Genomic DNA, 17575 nt, shown 5'->3' on the forward strand with positions numbered 1-17575 from the left:
GCTCACTCCTACAGTTTGGATTTGCGTTGTTACTTAGATCCCGGCCAATGCCAGATCCATCGCAAAGTAAGTAAAGATCAAATCAGCACCCGCCCGCTTGATCGCGCCCAGACTCTCTCGCACCACGCGATCCTCATCAATTGCCCCGGCCTGCGCGCCAAACTTGATCATCGCGTACTCGCCACTGACCTGATACGCCGCCAGTGGCAGGTTCGAGGCTTCACGAATGTCGCGGATGATGTCGAGGTAAGCGCCAGCCGGTTTGACCATCAGCGCATCGGCGCCTTCCTGCTCGTCGAGCAACGATTCGCGCAGGGCTTCGCGGCGGTTCATCGGGTTCATCTGATAGCTTTTGCGGTCGCCTTTCAGCGCACTGCCACCGGCCTCGCGGAACGGGCCGTAGAGTGCCGAGGCGAACTTGGTCGAGTAAGCCATGATCGGAATCTGGGTGAACCCGGCCGCGTCGAGTGCCTGACGAATCGCCCGCACCTGACCATCCATCGCCGCCGACGGCGCGATCACGTCGGCACCGGCGCGAGCAGCGGCTACAGCCTGTTTGCCGAGGTTGATCAGGGTCTGGTCGTTGTCGACCTCATGGTTGTGCATCACGCCGCAGTGGCCGTGATCGGTGTATTCGCAGAAGCAAGTGTCGGACATCACGATCATCTCCGGCACAGCGTCCTTGGCGATGCGCGACATGCGCGAGACCAGACCATTCTCGCGCCAGGTATCGCTGCCGTTGCTGTCCAGATGATGCGACACGCCGAAAGTCATCACCGACTTGATGCCGGCGCGGGCATAACGCTCGATTTCGCTGGCCAGTTTGCGCTCGGGAATGCGCATCACCCCGGGCATGCTCTTGATCGGCACGAAGTCATCGATTTCTTCCTCGACAAAAATCGGCAGCACCAGATCGTTCAGGCTGAACTCGGTTTCCTGGAACAGGCTGCGCAGGCTCGCATTGCGGCGCAGACGGCGGGGACGTGCTTCGGGGAACTGACTGGACATGAGGGCCTTTCCTGAAAACGGCAGATGAGACGAAAGTCGTAGGGGGCGAAGCTTATGCCTTGCGGGGCCCGCGGTACAAACCTGGATCAATCAAGAGTGCATTACCGGGGGTGTAATAATCCCTGTGGCACAACAAATCCCCTGTGGGAGCGAGCTTGCTCGCGAAGTTGGTGTATCAGCAATAGCAATGCTGGCTGACACGACGCCTTCGCGAGCAAGCTCGCTCCCACAGGGTTATGTGTATAGCCCTGAGATTACGAGGGGATGGTCAGGCCGCGAATGACCGCTGGGCGGGCGAGGAATCGCTCGAGTACGCGGGTGACATTCGGGAAGTTCTGGATGCCGACCAGATCACCCGCTTCATAAAAGCCGATCAAGTTACGCACCCACGGAAACGTAGCGATATCAGCGATGGTATAGCGCTCGCCCATGATCCAGTCACGGCCCTCGAGCCGGCCGTCGAGCACCTTGAGCAGACGTTTGCTTTCATCGACGTAACGATCACGCGGGCGCTTGTCCTCGTAATCCTTGCCAGCGAATTTGTTGAAGAAACCGAGCTGGCCGAACATCGGACCGATGCCGCCCATCTGGAACATCAGCCACTGGATGGTTTCGTAGCGCTGCGCACCTTCCTGCGCGAGCAACTGGCCGCTTTTGTCGGCCAGATAAATCAGGATCGCACCGGATTCGAACAGCGCCAGTGGCTGATCTTCGGGGCCATGCGGATCCAGGATCGCCGGGATCTTGTTGTTCGGGTTCAGCGAGAGGAACTCGGCAGACAATTGATCATTACTGTCGAAAGCGACCTTGTGCGGCTCGTACGGCAGGCCGATCTCTTCGAGCATGATCGAGACTTTGACGCCGTTGGGCGTCGGCAAGGAATAGAGCTGAATCCAGTCAGGGTACTGCGCCGGCCATTTCTGAGTGATCGGGAACGCGGACAGATCGGTCATGGGAAGCATCCAGTCACAAATTAAAGCCAGATCATAATTCAGAGCCGCCGCAGCCTGTGATCTTTTGGCCAGTGCTCGCCCACATCAATCCTCGATAAGGCTGTCAAGCCACGCATATTCAATTTTGTTGCGCTGCAACGTCTGCAGGCTTTTCGCCGCGTAAACAACGCTGTCAGCATTGTTCGCGGCCATGTGCGCGCGCATTTGCGAATTGGCATTGAACAGCTCAACCGCCGTATGAAGATCCAGATCGTCGTCGACGCCCAGGTAATCACTGACGCCGAACAAAAAGCTATCGTGATCGTCCCCGAAGGCCTTCAAGTAATCGACCGTCAATCCACCACGCATGATCGCTTCGGAAACACCGCGCTCCGGCACGTCATAAATGCTTGGCAAATCCGGGCTCAACAGACCTTGCAGATGGTTGTTCAGATAGAAGAAATCTGCGGCGTTGGGCCCGATGGCCTGGAACCGGTCAACTCTGTTGGTGTGCAACATTTCATGGCCCAGCGACATACTCAAAATTCCACGTCGCATGTACTTCCGGTTGATGAAGAACCGGCCATGAAAATCTCTTTTGTACATCCATGCGGCGGCGTCATTATCGACATCAACGCCGATAAATTTTTCCTCCCCCCACACGCCCTGATACTCCCTGGACAGCGCCAGGCCTCGCGAGACTGACTCAGCGAATTGCCCCGCAACGACTCGATGATCAGCGCCAAAGAAGCTTGTGTAAACCGCATCGGCTTCGTGCAGATTTTGACTTATGGCGTAATTGGCATCAGAGAAAACCGTTTCGATCGCCCGCAACTCCGAACGAATGAGTGCTGCCTGTTTTGGCTTGAACTGCTTCAACCCACGCGCAACCAGGGTGGCACCGATCAACGTGTCACGCTCGATCATGTCTTCGCTGCCATCATGAATCCGTTTTTTTGCGGTCGATTCATTTCTGATGCCGCGAATCAGCTCATCAATATCGATATCAATCACATTGGCTAAGTCAGAGGAAGGCTGAGCAGCGGCGAGCTTCCACAGCCTGTTTTGCGGATCAAAGATCAGCGCCGGCCCGGAAGCTGCCAATTCCGATGCCAATGTCGCCCGATACTCGCCGGTTGCTGCTGTTTGCCGAACCTGAACGATCTCGTCGTGAGCAATATCGACGTATTGGCGCCCGTTGAAGATCCTCAAGCCCTGGGCATCGGCCGCAGGCAAGCTGGCCGGTGATTTCAAGCGATAGTGTTCAAGTGATCCGACCACAGGACGAATAGGTAAAACCCCGGCAGACGGCAATGCTGAGACCGTGAAAGGTGTAATCGACATTTCAGGTTGATTGGCAGCCGCCACCTGCGTTTGCGGCTCATCAAGCCGCGAATTCTTCACCAGCCCGTCGTCGGCGAGCACACCGTTGCTTCTTTTACGAGACGGGTTTGCGTCCGCCAGTCCAGGGCTGGACAGCGAGTGGGTGGCGGTTTTGCGAACAATGCCCATAAAAATCCTTTTTTTAAGAGTGCTGCCCAATGAAAAACCAGGCAGACGTCGCGATAGTCGTCTATCACACAGGCGCCATTGCAATCGACTGAGCAGCATCGGGTGCGGTACATGGATATCGCACATAAAAGGGAGTTTTGTGCATTCTCGTGGAGCCGGCGCAAAAAAACGTCTGCTGCGTCGAACCGTAACATCCTGTCGCTAACCTGTGCCCAAGCCGTTGAAGTTTGCCGCTAAAGTGCCGCGCACTCGTACGGATCGAACCAAATCGGCCCCAAGGGACTCTGAGCTATGGCTTTGTTGCAGAGGAAGCCGTTCACGACAGGGAAAACACCCGGCGCTGGGAGCCCGCGGTGTAAAGGTTTGTCAGCCTTAACCGAATTTGCTGAAGAACCTTTTATTTCATGACGATCCTTATGCGATTCGCCAAACGTTTCAAACACCGCGCATATGTGGCCCTGCCTTCCCTGCTGGCCGTCAGTGCGCTGCTCCTGTCGCTGGAGTCCAGCGAAAGCCGCGCGCAACCGGTGGACGGTACCCAGACGCTGGTATTCCTGCGCCATGCGGAGAAACCCGAAGGTGGCCTCGGCCAGCTCAACTGTCAGGGCCTGAACCGCGCCATCGACCTGTCGACGCTGCTGCCGGAGAAATTCGGCAAGGCCGATTACGTGTTTGCCGCCAACCCGACGCGCAATGTCGAGGAAGGTGAGCTGGACAACTCCTACAGCTACATTCGCCCGCTGATGACCATCAGCCCGGCAGCGATCAAGCTCGGCCTGCCGGTGAACATCGAGTTCTCGGCCAACGACACCAGCGATCTGGCCCGCGAACTGCTGGAAGACAAGTATCACAACTCGACGATCTACACCGCCTGGTCCCACGGCTATCTGCCGGAGCTGATCAACAAGGTGGCGGGCAACGCGGTCGGCGAGAAACAGAACATCACCGAGGACTGGGCGGGCAACGATTTTGACTCGCTGTACGTGCTGACGCTGACCTGGCACAACGGCAAGGCCAGTCTGCAGAGCCACAGCTACAAGCAGGGGCTGGATCATGGCAAGGAAACCTGCCCGACCTGAGTGTTGTGTGGCCTGACCCGGCCCTTTCGCGAGCAGGCTCGCTCCCACATTGGATTTGCGTGAAATACAAATCCCCTGTGGGAGCGAGCTTGCTCGCGAAGAGGCCAGCCGCTACAACCTCAAACTTTCTGGCTGGCCCGCTCTCGCAGATACTCAAGCACCGCCCCACGCTCCCCGGCAAACTCGATCCGCCCGCCCTTCTTCTCGCGCTGGAACACATACATCGGGTCGTAATACTCACGCAGCAAGCCTTCGATCCAGCCGCGATGCAAGTCCACCGCCCCACTCCGCCCCTGCTCGATCAACGCCTCTTCCATCAACAGCAGCATTCGCCGATGACGCTCGCCACCGAGGCGTTTTTGCACATTGTTGAGGCTTTCCAGCAGGCGTTCAGAGAACAACGTGAAGCCCTCTTCACCGTGCACTGCCGTAAATTCCGTTGACAGATCCACCACGTAATCACGCAGAATCCGCTCCACGCGATCGTCAAAACTGTCCTCCAGCCAGACCATCGGGTACTGCTGCATGCCCTGATACAGCGGCAGCGGCAAGGCGCAACTGCCGACCACCCGACTCTCGTCCTCCAGCACGAACTGCGCAAACCCCGCGTCGCGTTTCTTGAGAATATCGATGGCCAGGCGGTTTTCAAAATCGATGTTCGACGGCTGTCCGGTGGCGCGTTTGCCGAAGCTTGAGCCACGATGATTGGCGTGCCCTTCCAGGTCCAGGCCATTGCGCAACTGCACCAGCACTTCGGTCTTGCCAGTGCCGGTCATGCCACCGAGCAGGACGAAATCACATTGCGCGATGGCCTGTTCAAGGGTGTCGATGAGGAAGTTGCGCATCGCTTTGTAACCACCGCCGATGCGCGGATAGTCGATGCCAGCCTCGTCACGCAGCCATTGCTGGGTGATCTGCGAGCGCAGGCCGCCACGAAAGCAATACAGATAACCGTGAGGATGGGCGCGGGCAAAATCGGCCCAAGCCTCGATACGCTCGGCCTTCACCGCGCCCGAAACCAGTTGATGGCCCAGCTCGATGGCGGCCTGCTGGCCGTGTTGCTTGTAGCAGGTACCGATCTTCTGCCGTTCGACATCATTCATCAGCGGCAGGTTGATCACGCCGGGGAACGCGCCCTTGTGAAACTCGACCGGCGCACGGGCATCCATCAGCGGCCGGTCGTTGAGGAAAATGTCTCGGTAGTCAGTGCAGTCGCGGAGCATCAAATCACCTCGACTGCGTTCGTCTGTCGCTCAACCAGTTCGCCGATTGGCGCAAGGTTCAAGCCCAGTTCAGCGGCGACGGCGAGGAATTCTTCGTGGCCTTCAGGCGTCACCGCGATCAGCAAGCCCCCGCTGGTTTGCGGGTCGCAGAGCACGCGCTTGTGCAACTCCTGCACACGGCCGACCTTGCTCGCATAGCTATCGAAATTGCGCAGCGTGCCGCCGGGCACACAACCCTGATCGAGGTAATACTCGACGCTGTCCAGACGCGGCACGCGGTCGTAGGCAATGCGTGCAGTGAGTTGGCTGCCATCGGCCATTTCCACCAGATGTCCGAGCAGGCCAAAACCGGTGACGTCGGTCATCGCCGTGACGCCGGTGAGTTTGCCGAAGCGACTGCCGGGTTTGTTCAGGGTGCACATCCAGTCGCGGGCCACGCCGACGTCGGCGGCGCGCAGCTTGCCCTTCTTTTCGGCGGTGGTGAGGATGCCGATGCCCAACGGTTTGGTCAGGTACAGCAGGCAACCGGCGGTGGCGGTGTCGTTGCGCTTCATATGGCGCTTCTCGACCAGACCGGTGACGGCGAGGCCGAAGATCGGCTCTGGCGCATCGATCGAATGCCCGCCTGCCAGTGGAATGCCCGCCGCGTCGCACACGGCACGGCCGCCGCGAATCACTTCACGCGCCACTTCCGGCGCCAGCACATTGACCGGCCAGCCGAGAATCGCGATGGCCATCAGCGGATCACCGCCCATCGCGTAGATGTCACTGATCGCGTTGGTCGCGGCAATCCGGCCGAAGTCGAACGGATCGTCGACAATCGGCATGAAAAAGTCGGTGGTCGAGACCACACCGCGCTCGGCATCAATTTCGTACACCGCCGCATCATCGCGCGAGGCGTTGCCGACCCACAGTTTCGGATCCAGGTTCTGTGCGCCGCTGCCGGCCAGAATCACTTCCAGCACCTGTGGGGAAATCTTGCAGCCGCAACCGGCGCCGTGGCTGTATTGGGTCAGACGAATCGGCTCGCTCATGGGGGAGTCTCAGGCTGTTGATGGGGCCGATTCTAGCAGAGCACGCCGGGTCTATCCGATCGTTCCCACGCTCCGCGTGGGAATGCAGCCCGGGACGCTCCGCGTCCCTTCCGGAGCCGGAACGCGGAGCGTCCCTAGAGGCGTTCCCACGCAGAGCGTGGGAACGAGCAGCTTGAGGCAAGGCAAAAAAAACCGCCCTCGCGGGCGGCTAAAAGTGCTTCGACCCTAAATCAGAAGCCCAGGCTGAAGCTGATGGTCATCGCATGGTCGTTGCTGTCGTTCGACAGTTGGCCGGAGTAGCCGACCCCGAGTTTGCCGGTCGGGCTGATCTGGAAGTCGACCCCCGCTTCGACGATGGCGCTGTCCTTGGCGATCGGCACACCTTGGGTGCTGAACGAGGCGCCGCCGTCGATGAAGGTCAGATCAGCGTCAGGCTTGGTGTCACCAAACGCATGGCGCCAGCCGAGCGCCGCGCGCGGGGTGAATTGCCCGCCGTTGGCCAGGGTGATGACTTTGCCGGCACGCACACCGAGGGTCGAGAAGGTGATGTCTTGATCGGCATCGGCCTCCAGGCGCCCTGCTCCGCCTTTTTCCTTGGCTTTGTCGCTGTCGTAGTTGACGTAGGCCAGCCCGGCGAACGGCTCAAGGGCAATGCCGCCGGCGTCAATCGTGTAACCGACTTCACCGAACACCTGCGCACTGCGCGCGTCGTAGTTGGCTTTCAAGCGGTCGTTGTAGCTGCCGACGCTGACGTTGCGTTTGGTCTCGATGTCGTGCCAGCTGTAAGCCGCGCCGAGGCGCACGGCCAGGGCATCGAACTGCGAGTTGAGGTACGCGGCCAGATGGTAGCTTTCGACGGTGGCGTCCGAGCGACGATCATGGGCATCAAGGTCGCTGCGGGTGTAACCGGCGGCCATGCCCACGCGCCACTGGTCATCGAGTTGCTTGTCGGTGCCGAGCATGAAGCCGCTGAGGTTACGATCGAGTTTCGCCGCATTGCTGTCGCCATCCGACTCACCCCACGCGCCGAGGGCCCGCGCCCAGCCAACCATTTCGCCGTGGCAACCGTTGCTGCTCAGTTGGTTGTCACTTGGCGCCAGGGCACGACGTGGATCATCCGCCGCGCTGCATGACGGTTGGCGCATGCGATCGTTGACTGCGTCACGCACATAACGCGAATCCTCGAGGATCGCACTGGCGGTGCTGGCGTGGATCTCACCGGACAGACTGTCGAAGGCATTGCGCGCACCGGCAACACTGAGGTTGACGATCTCGTTCTGCAACGCCGCACCGGCCGGGCCGTTGTTCGACAACGCGGTGGCGGTGCGGAACTGGTTACCAGTGGCGGCGACATCGGCGAACGAATTGCCATTGCGGCTGACCATCAGGTTCACCGCGTTGGCGTCATACACCAGTGCTGTGTTGAGGAACGCGTATTGCGGCAGGTCCGCAGCGCTGAAGGTGCCATTCACGCCACCGCCCGCCGTGATCAGCGAATACGTGGTGTTGCCGGTGAACGGTGCCAGCGAGTTGACTTGCAAAGCGCCGCCCAACGTCGCGGTGCCACCGACGGCCAACGGTGTCGCGGTTGGCGAACTGACGGTCAGCGCCAGCACCCCGTCGCTCGCATTGGTCAGGTTACCGGCCACGCTCAGGGTGCCTGCTTCGGAGCCCGAGGCGACAACGCCATGGTTGACCACCGAGCCGACGCTGCCATTACCGCTCAGCCCTGCGCCGTTGGCCACGGTAACTTGCCCACCCAACGACGCCCGCGCCGACCGGCTGCCGACTTGCAGCACGCCTTGATCGACTGCGACCGTGCCGCTGAATGGCTGATCACCGGTCAACAGCAAGGTGCCGGTACCGCGTTTAAGCATCGCGCCCAGTCCGCGCAACGATCCATTGAACTGACCGTTGAAGTTCTGCACGAAAAACAGCGAAGCGTTGTTGAGGATATTGCCTTGCAGGCTGGTGGTGTTACCGACCAGCGTACCGCCGCTGACGGTGGTGCCACCGCTGTAGGTGTTGGCGCCGCTCAATACCAGCGTGCCGGAATCAAGTTTCTCGATGCCGCCCGTGCCCACCAGCGGCGCAGAGATTTCCGCGCTCCCTCCGGCATTGACCCGCACTGGCGCGAGGCTGCCGTCCGCACCGTTGACCGGGGTCAGTGAGCCACCGGCACCCGGCGTCAGGCTGTAGCCGCCGGCGAGGAATTGCAGGCCGGTGAAGTTCTGATTGCCCTGCACGGTAACCGTACCTGCCTGACCGCCGAACACCGCGAACTGACCATTTGAAGCCAAGGCCTGCGTCCCGCTCGGATCGGTCCAGTTGGTGCCCGGCCCCCACACACCGCTGCCGCCACCGATGCTGCCGTCCGGATTGGTGGTGCCACCGTTCCAGAACTGCACCTCACCCGGGGTGCCTTGCACCAGCAGGTTGATCTGATTGGCAATCGCGGTTTGCAGGGTCAGATTGGCCGCCGACACCGGCAGGCTACCGTAGACCAGACCGTTGTCGGTCAGGCTGCCGCCGTAGCTGAACAGTTGATAAACCCCAGTGCCGAAACCGCCGGCGTTGCTGATGTTCAACGTACCGTCGAGGGTCAGATTGCCGGCGACATTGACCACGGTGGTCGAACTGGCCGCCGAGCCGAGACTGAAGTCCAGATTGGTCCCCGACGACAGTGCCAGCGAACCGACTGACAATGGCGTTGCCGTACCGCCACCCAGCAGCGTCGCGCCGCTGGCCAGTTGCACGGCACCCCCAAACTGGCCACCGCCGCCGATGCCCGCACCGCTGGCAACGTCGACATTGGCGCTGTTGAGCACGCCGTTGACGATCAGGTTGCCAGCCTGCACCGAGGTGTTGCCGGTGAAGGTGTTGTTGCCAGTCAGCAGCAACTCTCCAGCCCCGGTTTTGTTCAGCGTGCCGGCACCGGTGAGGTTACCGGTGTAGCTGCCGTCGGCGTTTTGCTCGAAGGTCAGCGTTGCGTTGTTGACGATCGCACCTTGCAGGCTGCTGGTGTCACCGCGCGTCGTGCCGCCGTTCAGCGTGGTGCCACCGCTGTAAGTGTTAGCTCCACTGAGAACGAGATCGCCGCTACCGTTTTTCAGCAGACTGCCGGTGCCGGTCACCGCACCGATCAATGTGGTGTTCTGATTACCGGCCAGGGTCAGTTGAGCGCCAAGGTTGATGGCATTGGCCAGTTGCAGCGCTGAAGTGCTATCGAGGGTGCCATTGCCGATCACATTGAGCGCACCGCTGCTGATCGCACTGTTGTTGCCAAGAACCAGCGTGCCGCCGGCGAGTTGAGTGCCGCCACTGAAAGTGTTGCTGCCGTTGAGGGTCAGGCTCGAGGCGCCGGCCTTGATCAGGCTGCCGCTGCCGCTGACCACGCCGTCGAGGGTCAAGGCGTTGGAGCCTGCGACATTCAAGCCACCGTTGAGCACAACATCGTTGCCCAGGCTGACGGCAGCGTTGCTGTCCAGCGCCGTGCCATCGGCAGCGGTCAATACACCGGTGCCAAGCGCCGCGTTGTTGCCGACCACAATCTTGCCGCCATTGAGCGCGGTGCCGCCGGTGTAGCCGTTGGCCGCGTTGAGCACCAGCGTACCGCTGTCGTATTTGCCCAGCGTGCCGCTGCCGTTGAGCGCGACACCGATGGTTGCCGTGGCGTTCGGGTCAACCCGCACCGTGGCATTGCCCAGTGAACCGTTGACCAGATTCAGCGAGCCCGCCGTGCCATTCACCAAGCTGTAGCCATCGGTGACGAACTGCAGGCCGGTAATGGTTTGCGCGCCGTTGACGGTCACCGTGCCGGCCGCACCCTGGAACACCGCGAAGCTGTTGGTCCAGGCCTGGTTGTTAGTGCCGTTGACGTCGGTCCAGTTGGTGGTGCCGGTGCCCCAGGTGCCGCTGCCGCCTTCGACCGAACCGTTGGCCACCAGTTGATTGCCGTCCCAGAACTGCACGGTGACGCCCGGTGCGGTGACCAGCAGGTTGATCTGATTGGCCAGCGCGGTTTGCAGTTGCAGATCGCCCGGGCTGACGCTGCCCGGCAACGTGCCGAAGAGCATGCCGTTGTCGGTCAGGCCGCCGGTGTAGTCGATCAGGCGATACACGCCGCTGCCGAAACCGCCGATGTCGCTGACATTGAGGGTGCCGTCGAGGGTCAGGTTGCCGCCAACGCTGACCAGCGCATTGCCGCCACCGGACACCGGTGTGCCGAGGCCGACGTCGAAGTTTGAGTTGCCGTTGAACACCAGCGAACTCACGTTCAGCGTACTGCCGGTGACGCCCGCCAGATGACCGCCATCGGCCACCGTCACGGCACCGGTCAAGGTGCCGCTGCCGCCGAGGGTGCCGCCGTTGTTGACCAGCACATTGCCGCTGGCCAGCGAACCGTTGACCTGCAAGGTGCCGGCATTGACGCTGGTGTCACCCGTCAGATCGCTGATGCCGCTGAGGGTCAGGGTGCCGCTGCCGAGTTTGCTCAGGCTGCCGTCACCGCTGAGGATGCCGGCGAAAGTGCTGCTGACGTTGTTGCCGCCAAGGCTCAACGTATTGCCCGTACCGATCAGCGCAGTGCCGCTGCCGGTAAGGCTGGCGAGGCTGCCGGAAGCACCGAGATTCAGCGCCGCGCCACCCGCGAGATTGACCGTAGCGTTGTTGCCCAGCGCTGCGCCACTCAGTGTGGTCAGGCTGCCGGACGCCACATCGAACGTGCCGCTGAAGGTGTTGTTGCCACTCAGCGTGACGTCGGCCAGACCGTTTTTGCTCAACGTGCCGGCGCCGGCAATCACACCGCCAAGGGTCAGGTTGTTGTTGCCGGCCAGAGCCAGGTTCGCGTTGACGTTGAGGTTGTTGGCCAGCACCAGTGGCGCGGAGTTGTCGAGGGTCGAAGCGCCGGCCACAGTCAGCGCGCCGCTGCCCAGCGACCCGCCAGTGCCGAGGGTCAACGTACCGGCATTCAGTGTGGTGCCGCCGGAGTAAGTATTGATGCCATTGAGGGTCAGGTTCGACGCGCCGTCCTTGATCAAGCCGCCCGCGCCGCTGACGACGCCTGCGAGGGTCAGGTTGTTGCTGCCGGTGTTGCTCAGATTGGCGTTGAGCACGACGTTGTTGCCCAGGCTCAGCGCGCTGTTGCTGTCCAGCGCCGAGGCGCCCGCCACGGTCAGGTTGCCCAGGCCCAGTGCCGAGTTGCTGCCGGCGGTCAGGGTGCCGGCGTTCAGGGTGGTGCCGCCGAGGAAGTTGTTGTTGCCGCTGAGAGTCAGGTTGGCGGCGCCGTTTTTGCTCAGGCTGCCGGCGCCGTTGAGCGTACCGGCCAGGGTCAGATCCGCCGTGCCGCCGATGCCGAGATTGCCGGCCAGGTTGACCGCGTTGTTTACCGAAACCGCCGTGCTGGCATCCAACGTCGTACCGCCCGCCGCGTTCAACGTGCCGGAGCCGAGCGCCGAGTTCGACGCCAGAACCAGCCCGCCGGCATTCAGCGCTACCGGGCCGAGGAAAGCGTTATTGCCGCCGAGGGTCAGGTTGGCCGTGCCGGTTTTGATCAGCCCGCCGGTGCCACCAATCACGCCGTTGAGGGTCAGCGCATTGCTGCCGACTACGGTGAGGTTACCGTTGAGCGTCGCCGCGTTAGCCAGTGTCACCGCCGCGTTGCTGTCCAGTTGCGTGCCGGCATTCGCCGTCAACGTACCGGTGCCGAGTGCGGTGTTGCTGCCGACGATGATCTTGCCGCCATCCAGTTGCGTGCCGCCGGTATAGGTGTTGGCACCACCGAGCACCAGCGTGCCGGCGTCGAGTTTATTGAGGATGCCGCTGCCATCGATATTGGCATTGATGGTCGCCGTCACGCCCGGATCGACGCGCAACGAAGTGGTGCCGCCGGTGCCATTGACCGCTGTGAGTTGTCCCGCTGCACCGTTGACCACGTTGTAGCCGTCGGTGAGGAACTGCATGCCAGTGAATGCCTGCGTGCCGTTCACCGTCACGGTGCCAGCGCTGCCTTGGAACACCGCGAAGTCGCCGGCCCACGGCTGGTTGACCAGGCCGTTGGCATCGGTCCAGTTGGTCCCGACCGCGTTCCACGTACCGCTACCGCCATCGACCACGCCGTTGGCAATGGTCTGGCTGCCGTCCCAGTAACGGATGTTGCTGTTCGGCGCCGAGACTTGAATGTTGATCTGATTGGCCACGCCGGTTTGCACCAGCAGATCGCCGAGGCCGTAGCCGACCGGCACGCTGGCCACGTCCAGACCGAGGTTGGTCAGGCTGCCGGTGTAGTTGAACAAGCGATACACACCGACGCCGAAGCCGCCGGCATCGGTGACATTGAGATTGCCGTCGAGCGTCAGGTTGCCACCGACATTCATCAGCGATGAGGTCGACGGTGTGCCCAGTGCCACATCAACGTTGCTGCCGGTGCCGAGAGTCAGAGCACTCGCCGACAAGGTGTTGCCCGACGACAACGCGAGATGCCCACCGTTGTTGATGTTTACCGCACCGAGCGCCGAGCCGGTACCGGTCAGGGTGCCGCCGGTATTGACGTTGAGTTGAGCACTGCCCAGCGAGCCGCTGAGATTAACGGTGCCGCCATTGATCGCAGTGTTGCCGGTGATGCCGCTGATCCCGGTGAGGTTCAAGGTACCGGTGCCGACTTTGACCAGACCGCCGCTGCCACTGAGGTCACCGTCAAACGTACTGGTGACGTTGCCGCTGCCGACGGTCAGGGTGTTGCTGCCGGTCAGTTGCACACTGCCGCTGCCGGTCAGCGCGCCGAGGCTGGCGTCACTGCCCAGATTCAGCCCGGCACCGGCACTGATGTTGACCCCGGAGGTGTTACCCAACGCGTTGGTATTGAGCGTGGTGACGCTGCCCGAGACGATATTCAGCGCGCCGGTAAAAGTGTTGTTGCCGGCGAGGGTCAGATCCGACAGGCCGTTTTTGGTCAGGCTGCCGGCGCCGTCGATGATGCCGTTCAGGCTCAAATCGTTGTTGCCGGCAACCGTCAGCCCGGCGTTCAAAGTGATCGCGTTGCCAATGCCGAACGAGGCGCTGTTATCCAGCGTCGCCGCGCCGCCGACGACCAATGCACCGCTGCCCAGGCCGTTGGCATTGCCCAATGTCAGCGTACCGGCGTTGAGCGTGGTGCCGCCGCTGAAGGTGTTGTTGCCATTGAGGGTGAGATTGGCCGCGCCGTCCTTGATCAACTGGCCAGTGCCGCTGGTGACGCCGCCGAGGGTGAGGTTCTGCGTGCCGCCCACGGTCAGCGCGGCATTCAGGGCGACGGCGTTGTTGAGGCTGACCAGCGGCGAATTGCTGTCCAGTGTCGCCGCACCGGCAACGGTCAATGCGCCGGAACCCAGCGCCGAACTGTTGCCGGCAGTCAGGGTGCCGGCATTCAGCGTGGTGCCGCCGAGGTAGTTGTTGGCGGCGTTGAGAATCAGATTGGCCGCGCCGTCTTTCACCAGACTGCCGGCGCCGCTGACCAGACCGGTCAGGGTCATATCCGCCGTGCCGCCGATATTCAAGGCACCGGCGAGTGCCACGGCATTGTTCAGGCTGACCGCCGTGTTGGCGTCCAGCGTGGTGTTGGCCGCCGCGTTCAACGTGCCGGAACCCAGCGCGGTGTTGCTGCCGACGGTCAGTTTGCCGGTGTTCAACGCGGTGTTGCCAAAATAAGTGTTGGCGCCGTTGAGGGTCAGATCGGCAGCGCCGTTCTTGGTCAGTCCACCGATACCGGCGACCACGCCGCCGAGGGTCAGCGCATTGGAGCCACCCAGGGTCAGAGTGCCGCCGAGGTTAACGTTGTTTGCCAGCGTTGCCGCAGTGCTGGCATCCAGAGTGGTGCCGTTCGAGGCATTCAGTGTGCCAGTGCCGAGGGCGGTATTGGAGCCGACAATCAGCGAACCGGCGTTCAGGGCGGTGGTGCCGGTGTAGGTGTTGTTGCCGTTGAGGGTCAGGCTGGATGCGCCGGTCTTGATTAAACCACTGCCGCCACTGATCACCCCGCCAAGGGTCAGCGCATTGGCGCCGCCGGCGGTGAGGTTGGCGTTGAGGGTGATTGCGTTGTTCAGGGTCACCGCCGTGCTGCTGTTGAGGGTACTGGCCCCGGCGACAGTCAGTCCGCCAGTGCCCAGCGCCGCAGCGTTACCGACAGTCAAGCTACCGGCGTTCAACGTGGTCCCGCCAGCGAACGTGTTTACCCCATCGAGGGTCAGGTTGGCGGCGCCGTTCTTGATCAGTTGACCGGCGCCGTTGATGACACCGGAGAGGGTCAGACCGCTGCTGCCGCCGAGGCTCAGGGTACTGCTGTTGAGGTTGATGTTGTTGCTCAGGTTGACAGCGGTGTTGCTGTCCAGCGCTGAGACATCGATGACGTTCAATGCACCGCTGCCCAACGCGGCCGCGTTGCCCACAGTGAGCGTGCCGGCGGCCAGCGTGGTACCGCCGAGATAAGTGTTGACACCGTTGAGAGTCAGGTTGGCAAAACCGCGCTTGGTCAACCCGCCACTGCCGCTGATCACACCACCGAGGGTCAGGTCAGCACTGCCACGCACTTCCAGATCACCGCCAAGGGTCACCGCATTGGTCAACGCGGCCGTGGTGCTAGCGTCGAGTTTGGTGCCTGCCGCTGTGGTCAGGGCACCGGTACCCAGCGCCGTATTGGAACCGACAATCAGCGTACCGGCATTGAGCGCAGTGCCGCCGGAGAAGGTGTTGTTGCCGCTGAGGGTCAGATCCGCCGTGCCATTCTTGATCAAACTGCCGACGCCGCTGACAACGCCGCTCAGGCCCAATGCCTGAGTGCCGCCGATGGTCACCCCGCCCGCCAGCGCAACGGCGTTGGCCAATGTCACTGCGGCAGTCGCATCCAGCGTGGTACCCGCCGCCGCATTCAGTGCGCCAGTCCCCAGCGCGGTGTTGCTGCCAACGAACAGGCTGCCGGCATTGAGCAGCGTGTTGCCGCTGTTGGTGTTGTTGCCGCTCAAGGTCAGGCCGGCGCTGCCGGATTTGGTAATCCCGCCAGTGCCAGACAACACGCCGCCGAGTGTCAGGGCATTGCTGCCGAGCACGTTGAGCGCGCCAGTCATACCGATGTTATTGGCCAAAGTGACGTTGGCGGTGCTGTCCAGACTGGTACCGGCGGCGGTATTCAGCGCGCCACTGCCCAGCGAATCATTGTTGGTCACCAACAGGCTACCGGCGCTGAGGGTGGTGGTGCCGGTGAAACCGGTATTGGCACCGCTGACGGTCAGGCTACCGCTGCCGGTTTTGGTCAGGCCGCTGCTGCCGCTGATCAAACCGCCGAGGGTCAGTGCTCCGGTGCCGCCTGCCGTCAGGGTGCCGCCGAGGCTGATGGCGTTGGCCAGGCTGATCGTGCCCGGTGCGCTCAATGTTGTCGCGCCGGTGACGTTGAGGGTGCCGGTGCTCAGCGCCAGGTTGTTGCCCAACTGGACGGTGCCGCCATTGAGCGTGGTGTTGCCCAGGTAGGTGTTGGCAGCGCTGAGGCTCAGTTGCCCGGAGCCGACCTTGGACAGGCCACCGCTGCCGGAAATGACGCCGCTCAGGGTGGTGGCGTTAGTGCCTTGCACGGTCACGCCACCCGCGCCGAGGGAAATCAGATTGCTGATGTTCAACCCGGCATTGCTGGCCTGCAGAGTCCCGCCGTTGGAGGTGATTACGCCGCTGCCGAAGGTGGCGTTGTTGTTGAAATTCGCGATACCGCCGTTGAGCGTGGTCGCGCCACTGACCAATGGCCCCTGCAAGGTCCAGGTGCCGCTGTTGAGGGTCAGGTTGTTGAAGTTGATGTAGGTGGCGCTCGATGCCGCGCCAGTCCCGGTGATACCGCCGCCGACGCCAGCCGGGTTTTGCAGGATCAGGCTGTTGGTGCCGCCCGCACCGCCATCGACCGTGCCGGTTGGCGCAAAGGTCAGGTTGATGCCGATCAGTCCGCCGAGGCCGACGCTGACCTGCACGCCGTCACCAACCTGCACCGAAGAGCCGGTCACTGCGGTGAAGGTGTTAGTGCTCGCCGCACCCATCGACACACCGCCGGTAATCGCACCAGCGTTGGTGAAGGTATTGCCCGCCGCCGACGTTTCGAACGCGATCCGGCCGTTGATCACACCGGTGCTGCTGTTGGTCATGTTGACCTGCGAACCGCCGTAGACGCCGACCACCGGGGTATCCGCCAAGGTGATGCCGCCGATCGAGAGTCCGGTCGAGGTGATGGTGCCGTTGTTGGTGATGCTGGTGGTGCCGGTTGCCGCGTTGTTAACCGAAAGGGCCAGGCCGTCGATGCTGGTCAGGTTGAGCCCGAGCAACATGCCCGTGCCGCGAATGATCCCGCTGGCATTGTTGAGCACACTGACCGTACTGGTCGCACCGGTGCCAATGAATGCGCCGCCACTCAACACCGAGACCAGGCCCAGTAGCGCCGGGTCGAGGGTGCCGGAGTTGTTCAGGGAGATGTTCACCCCGGTCAGGTCCATCACATGGCCGCCGAGGGTCGCGTTCATCTGCGCGCCGCTGTTGACGTTGACCGTCAAACCGCTGGTGGCACTGGAAAAGTTATTGAGAAACAGCGGCAGACTCGGCACGCCGGTGCAGGTCACGGTGGAACCTGCCGTGGAGCACGTGGCCAGCGCAGGTGCGCTGACCCCGCCGAACAACAGCCCGGCGACGCTGAGGTGCACAGCAAGGGAAAGAGGGGAAAAACGCGAAACGAGGGCGACACCAAACCTTGCTTCCACGGGCTACTCCTTGTCGTGGCCAATTTCTTC

At 62.0% G+C, this 17575-nt stretch carries 7 protein-coding genes; 1 reads left to right on the forward strand and 6 read right to left on the reverse strand.

Going from position 1 to position 17575, the window contains the following annotated elements:
• Positions 1–33: 33 nt before the first annotated feature.
• From hemB to AB4O01_RS09875, 3 genes are all read right to left on the reverse strand, one after another.
• Entirely contained in the window at positions 34–1008 is a 975-nt protein-coding gene (hemB, locus tag AB4O01_RS09865; protein WP_123529451.1) for a porphobilinogen synthase, read from the reverse strand.
• Between the two features lie 254 nt (positions 1009–1262).
• The gene (locus tag AB4O01_RS09870) at positions 1263–1961 is read right to left on the reverse strand and encodes a glutathione binding-like protein (protein ID WP_099756730.1); all 699 of its coding nucleotides are present in this window, start codon (positions 1959–1961) and stop codon (positions 1263–1265) included.
• 84 nt (positions 1962–2045) lie between these two features.
• The gene (locus AB4O01_RS09875; protein WP_460091536.1) at positions 2046–3452 is read right to left on the reverse strand and encodes a hypothetical protein; all 1407 of its coding nucleotides are present in this window, start codon (positions 3450–3452) and stop codon (positions 2046–2048) included.
• 404 nt (positions 3453–3856) lie between these two features.
• On the opposite strand from AB4O01_RS09875, the gene AB4O01_RS09880 reads away from it, so the two are divergent.
• Positions 3857–4531 carry a histidine phosphatase family protein gene (locus AB4O01_RS09880; RefSeq protein WP_460091538.1) on the forward strand — a complete coding sequence of 225 codons (675 nt, stop codon included), beginning with the start codon at positions 3857–3859 and terminating at the stop codon, positions 4529–4531.
• A 119-nt stretch (positions 4532–4650) separates the two neighbouring features.
• Here AB4O01_RS09880 and mnmH read toward each other — a convergent pair whose 3' ends face one another.
• The 3 genes from mnmH to AB4O01_RS09895 form a co-directional block, all read right to left on the reverse strand.
• The gene (gene mnmH / locus AB4O01_RS09885; protein WP_460091540.1) at positions 4651–5754 is read right to left on the reverse strand and encodes a tRNA 2-selenouridine(34) synthase MnmH; all 1104 of its coding nucleotides are present in this window, start codon (positions 5752–5754) and stop codon (positions 4651–4653) included.
• The gene (gene selD / locus AB4O01_RS09890; RefSeq protein ID WP_320337534.1) at positions 5754–6788 is read right to left on the reverse strand and encodes a selenide, water dikinase SelD; all 1035 of its coding nucleotides are present in this window, start codon (positions 6786–6788) and stop codon (positions 5754–5756) included. Before selD ends, mnmH begins: the two co-directional genes overlap by 1 nt.
• A gap of 230 nt (positions 6789–7018) precedes the next feature.
• Positions 7019–17545: an autotransporter-associated beta strand repeat-containing protein gene (locus AB4O01_RS09895; RefSeq protein WP_460091542.1), complete on the reverse strand. Its 10527-nt coding sequence runs from the start codon at positions 17543–17545 to the stop codon at positions 7019–7021.
• Between the last annotated feature and the right edge of the window lie 30 nt (positions 17546–17575).

The sequence above is a fragment of the Pseudomonas sp. S2_E02 genome (assembly GCF_054668355.1).

What these genes read in the sequence shown, in the direction of transcription:
- hemB (WP_123529451.1), bottom strand. Translation starts at nt 1,008, where the DNA reads ATGTCCAGTCAGTTCCCCGAAGCACGTCCCCGCCGTCTGCGCCGCAAT.
- AB4O01_RS09870 (WP_099756730.1), bottom strand. Translation starts at nt 1,961, where the DNA reads ATGACCGATCTGTCCGCGTTCCCGATCACTCAGAAATGGCCGGCGCAG.
- AB4O01_RS09875 (WP_460091536.1), bottom strand. Translation starts at nt 3,452, where the DNA reads ATGGGCATTGTTCGCAAAACCGCCACCCACTCGCTGTCCAGCCCTGGA.
- AB4O01_RS09880 (WP_460091538.1), top strand. Translation starts at nt 3,857, where the DNA reads ATGACGATCCTTATGCGATTCGCCAAACGTTTCAAACACCGCGCATAT.
- mnmH (WP_460091540.1), bottom strand. Translation starts at nt 5,754, where the DNA reads ATGCTCCGCGACTGCACTGACTACCGAGACATTTTCCTCAACGACCGG.
- selD (WP_320337534.1), bottom strand. Translation starts at nt 6,788, where the DNA reads ATGAGCGAGCCGATTCGTCTGACCCAATACAGCCACGGCGCCGGTTGC.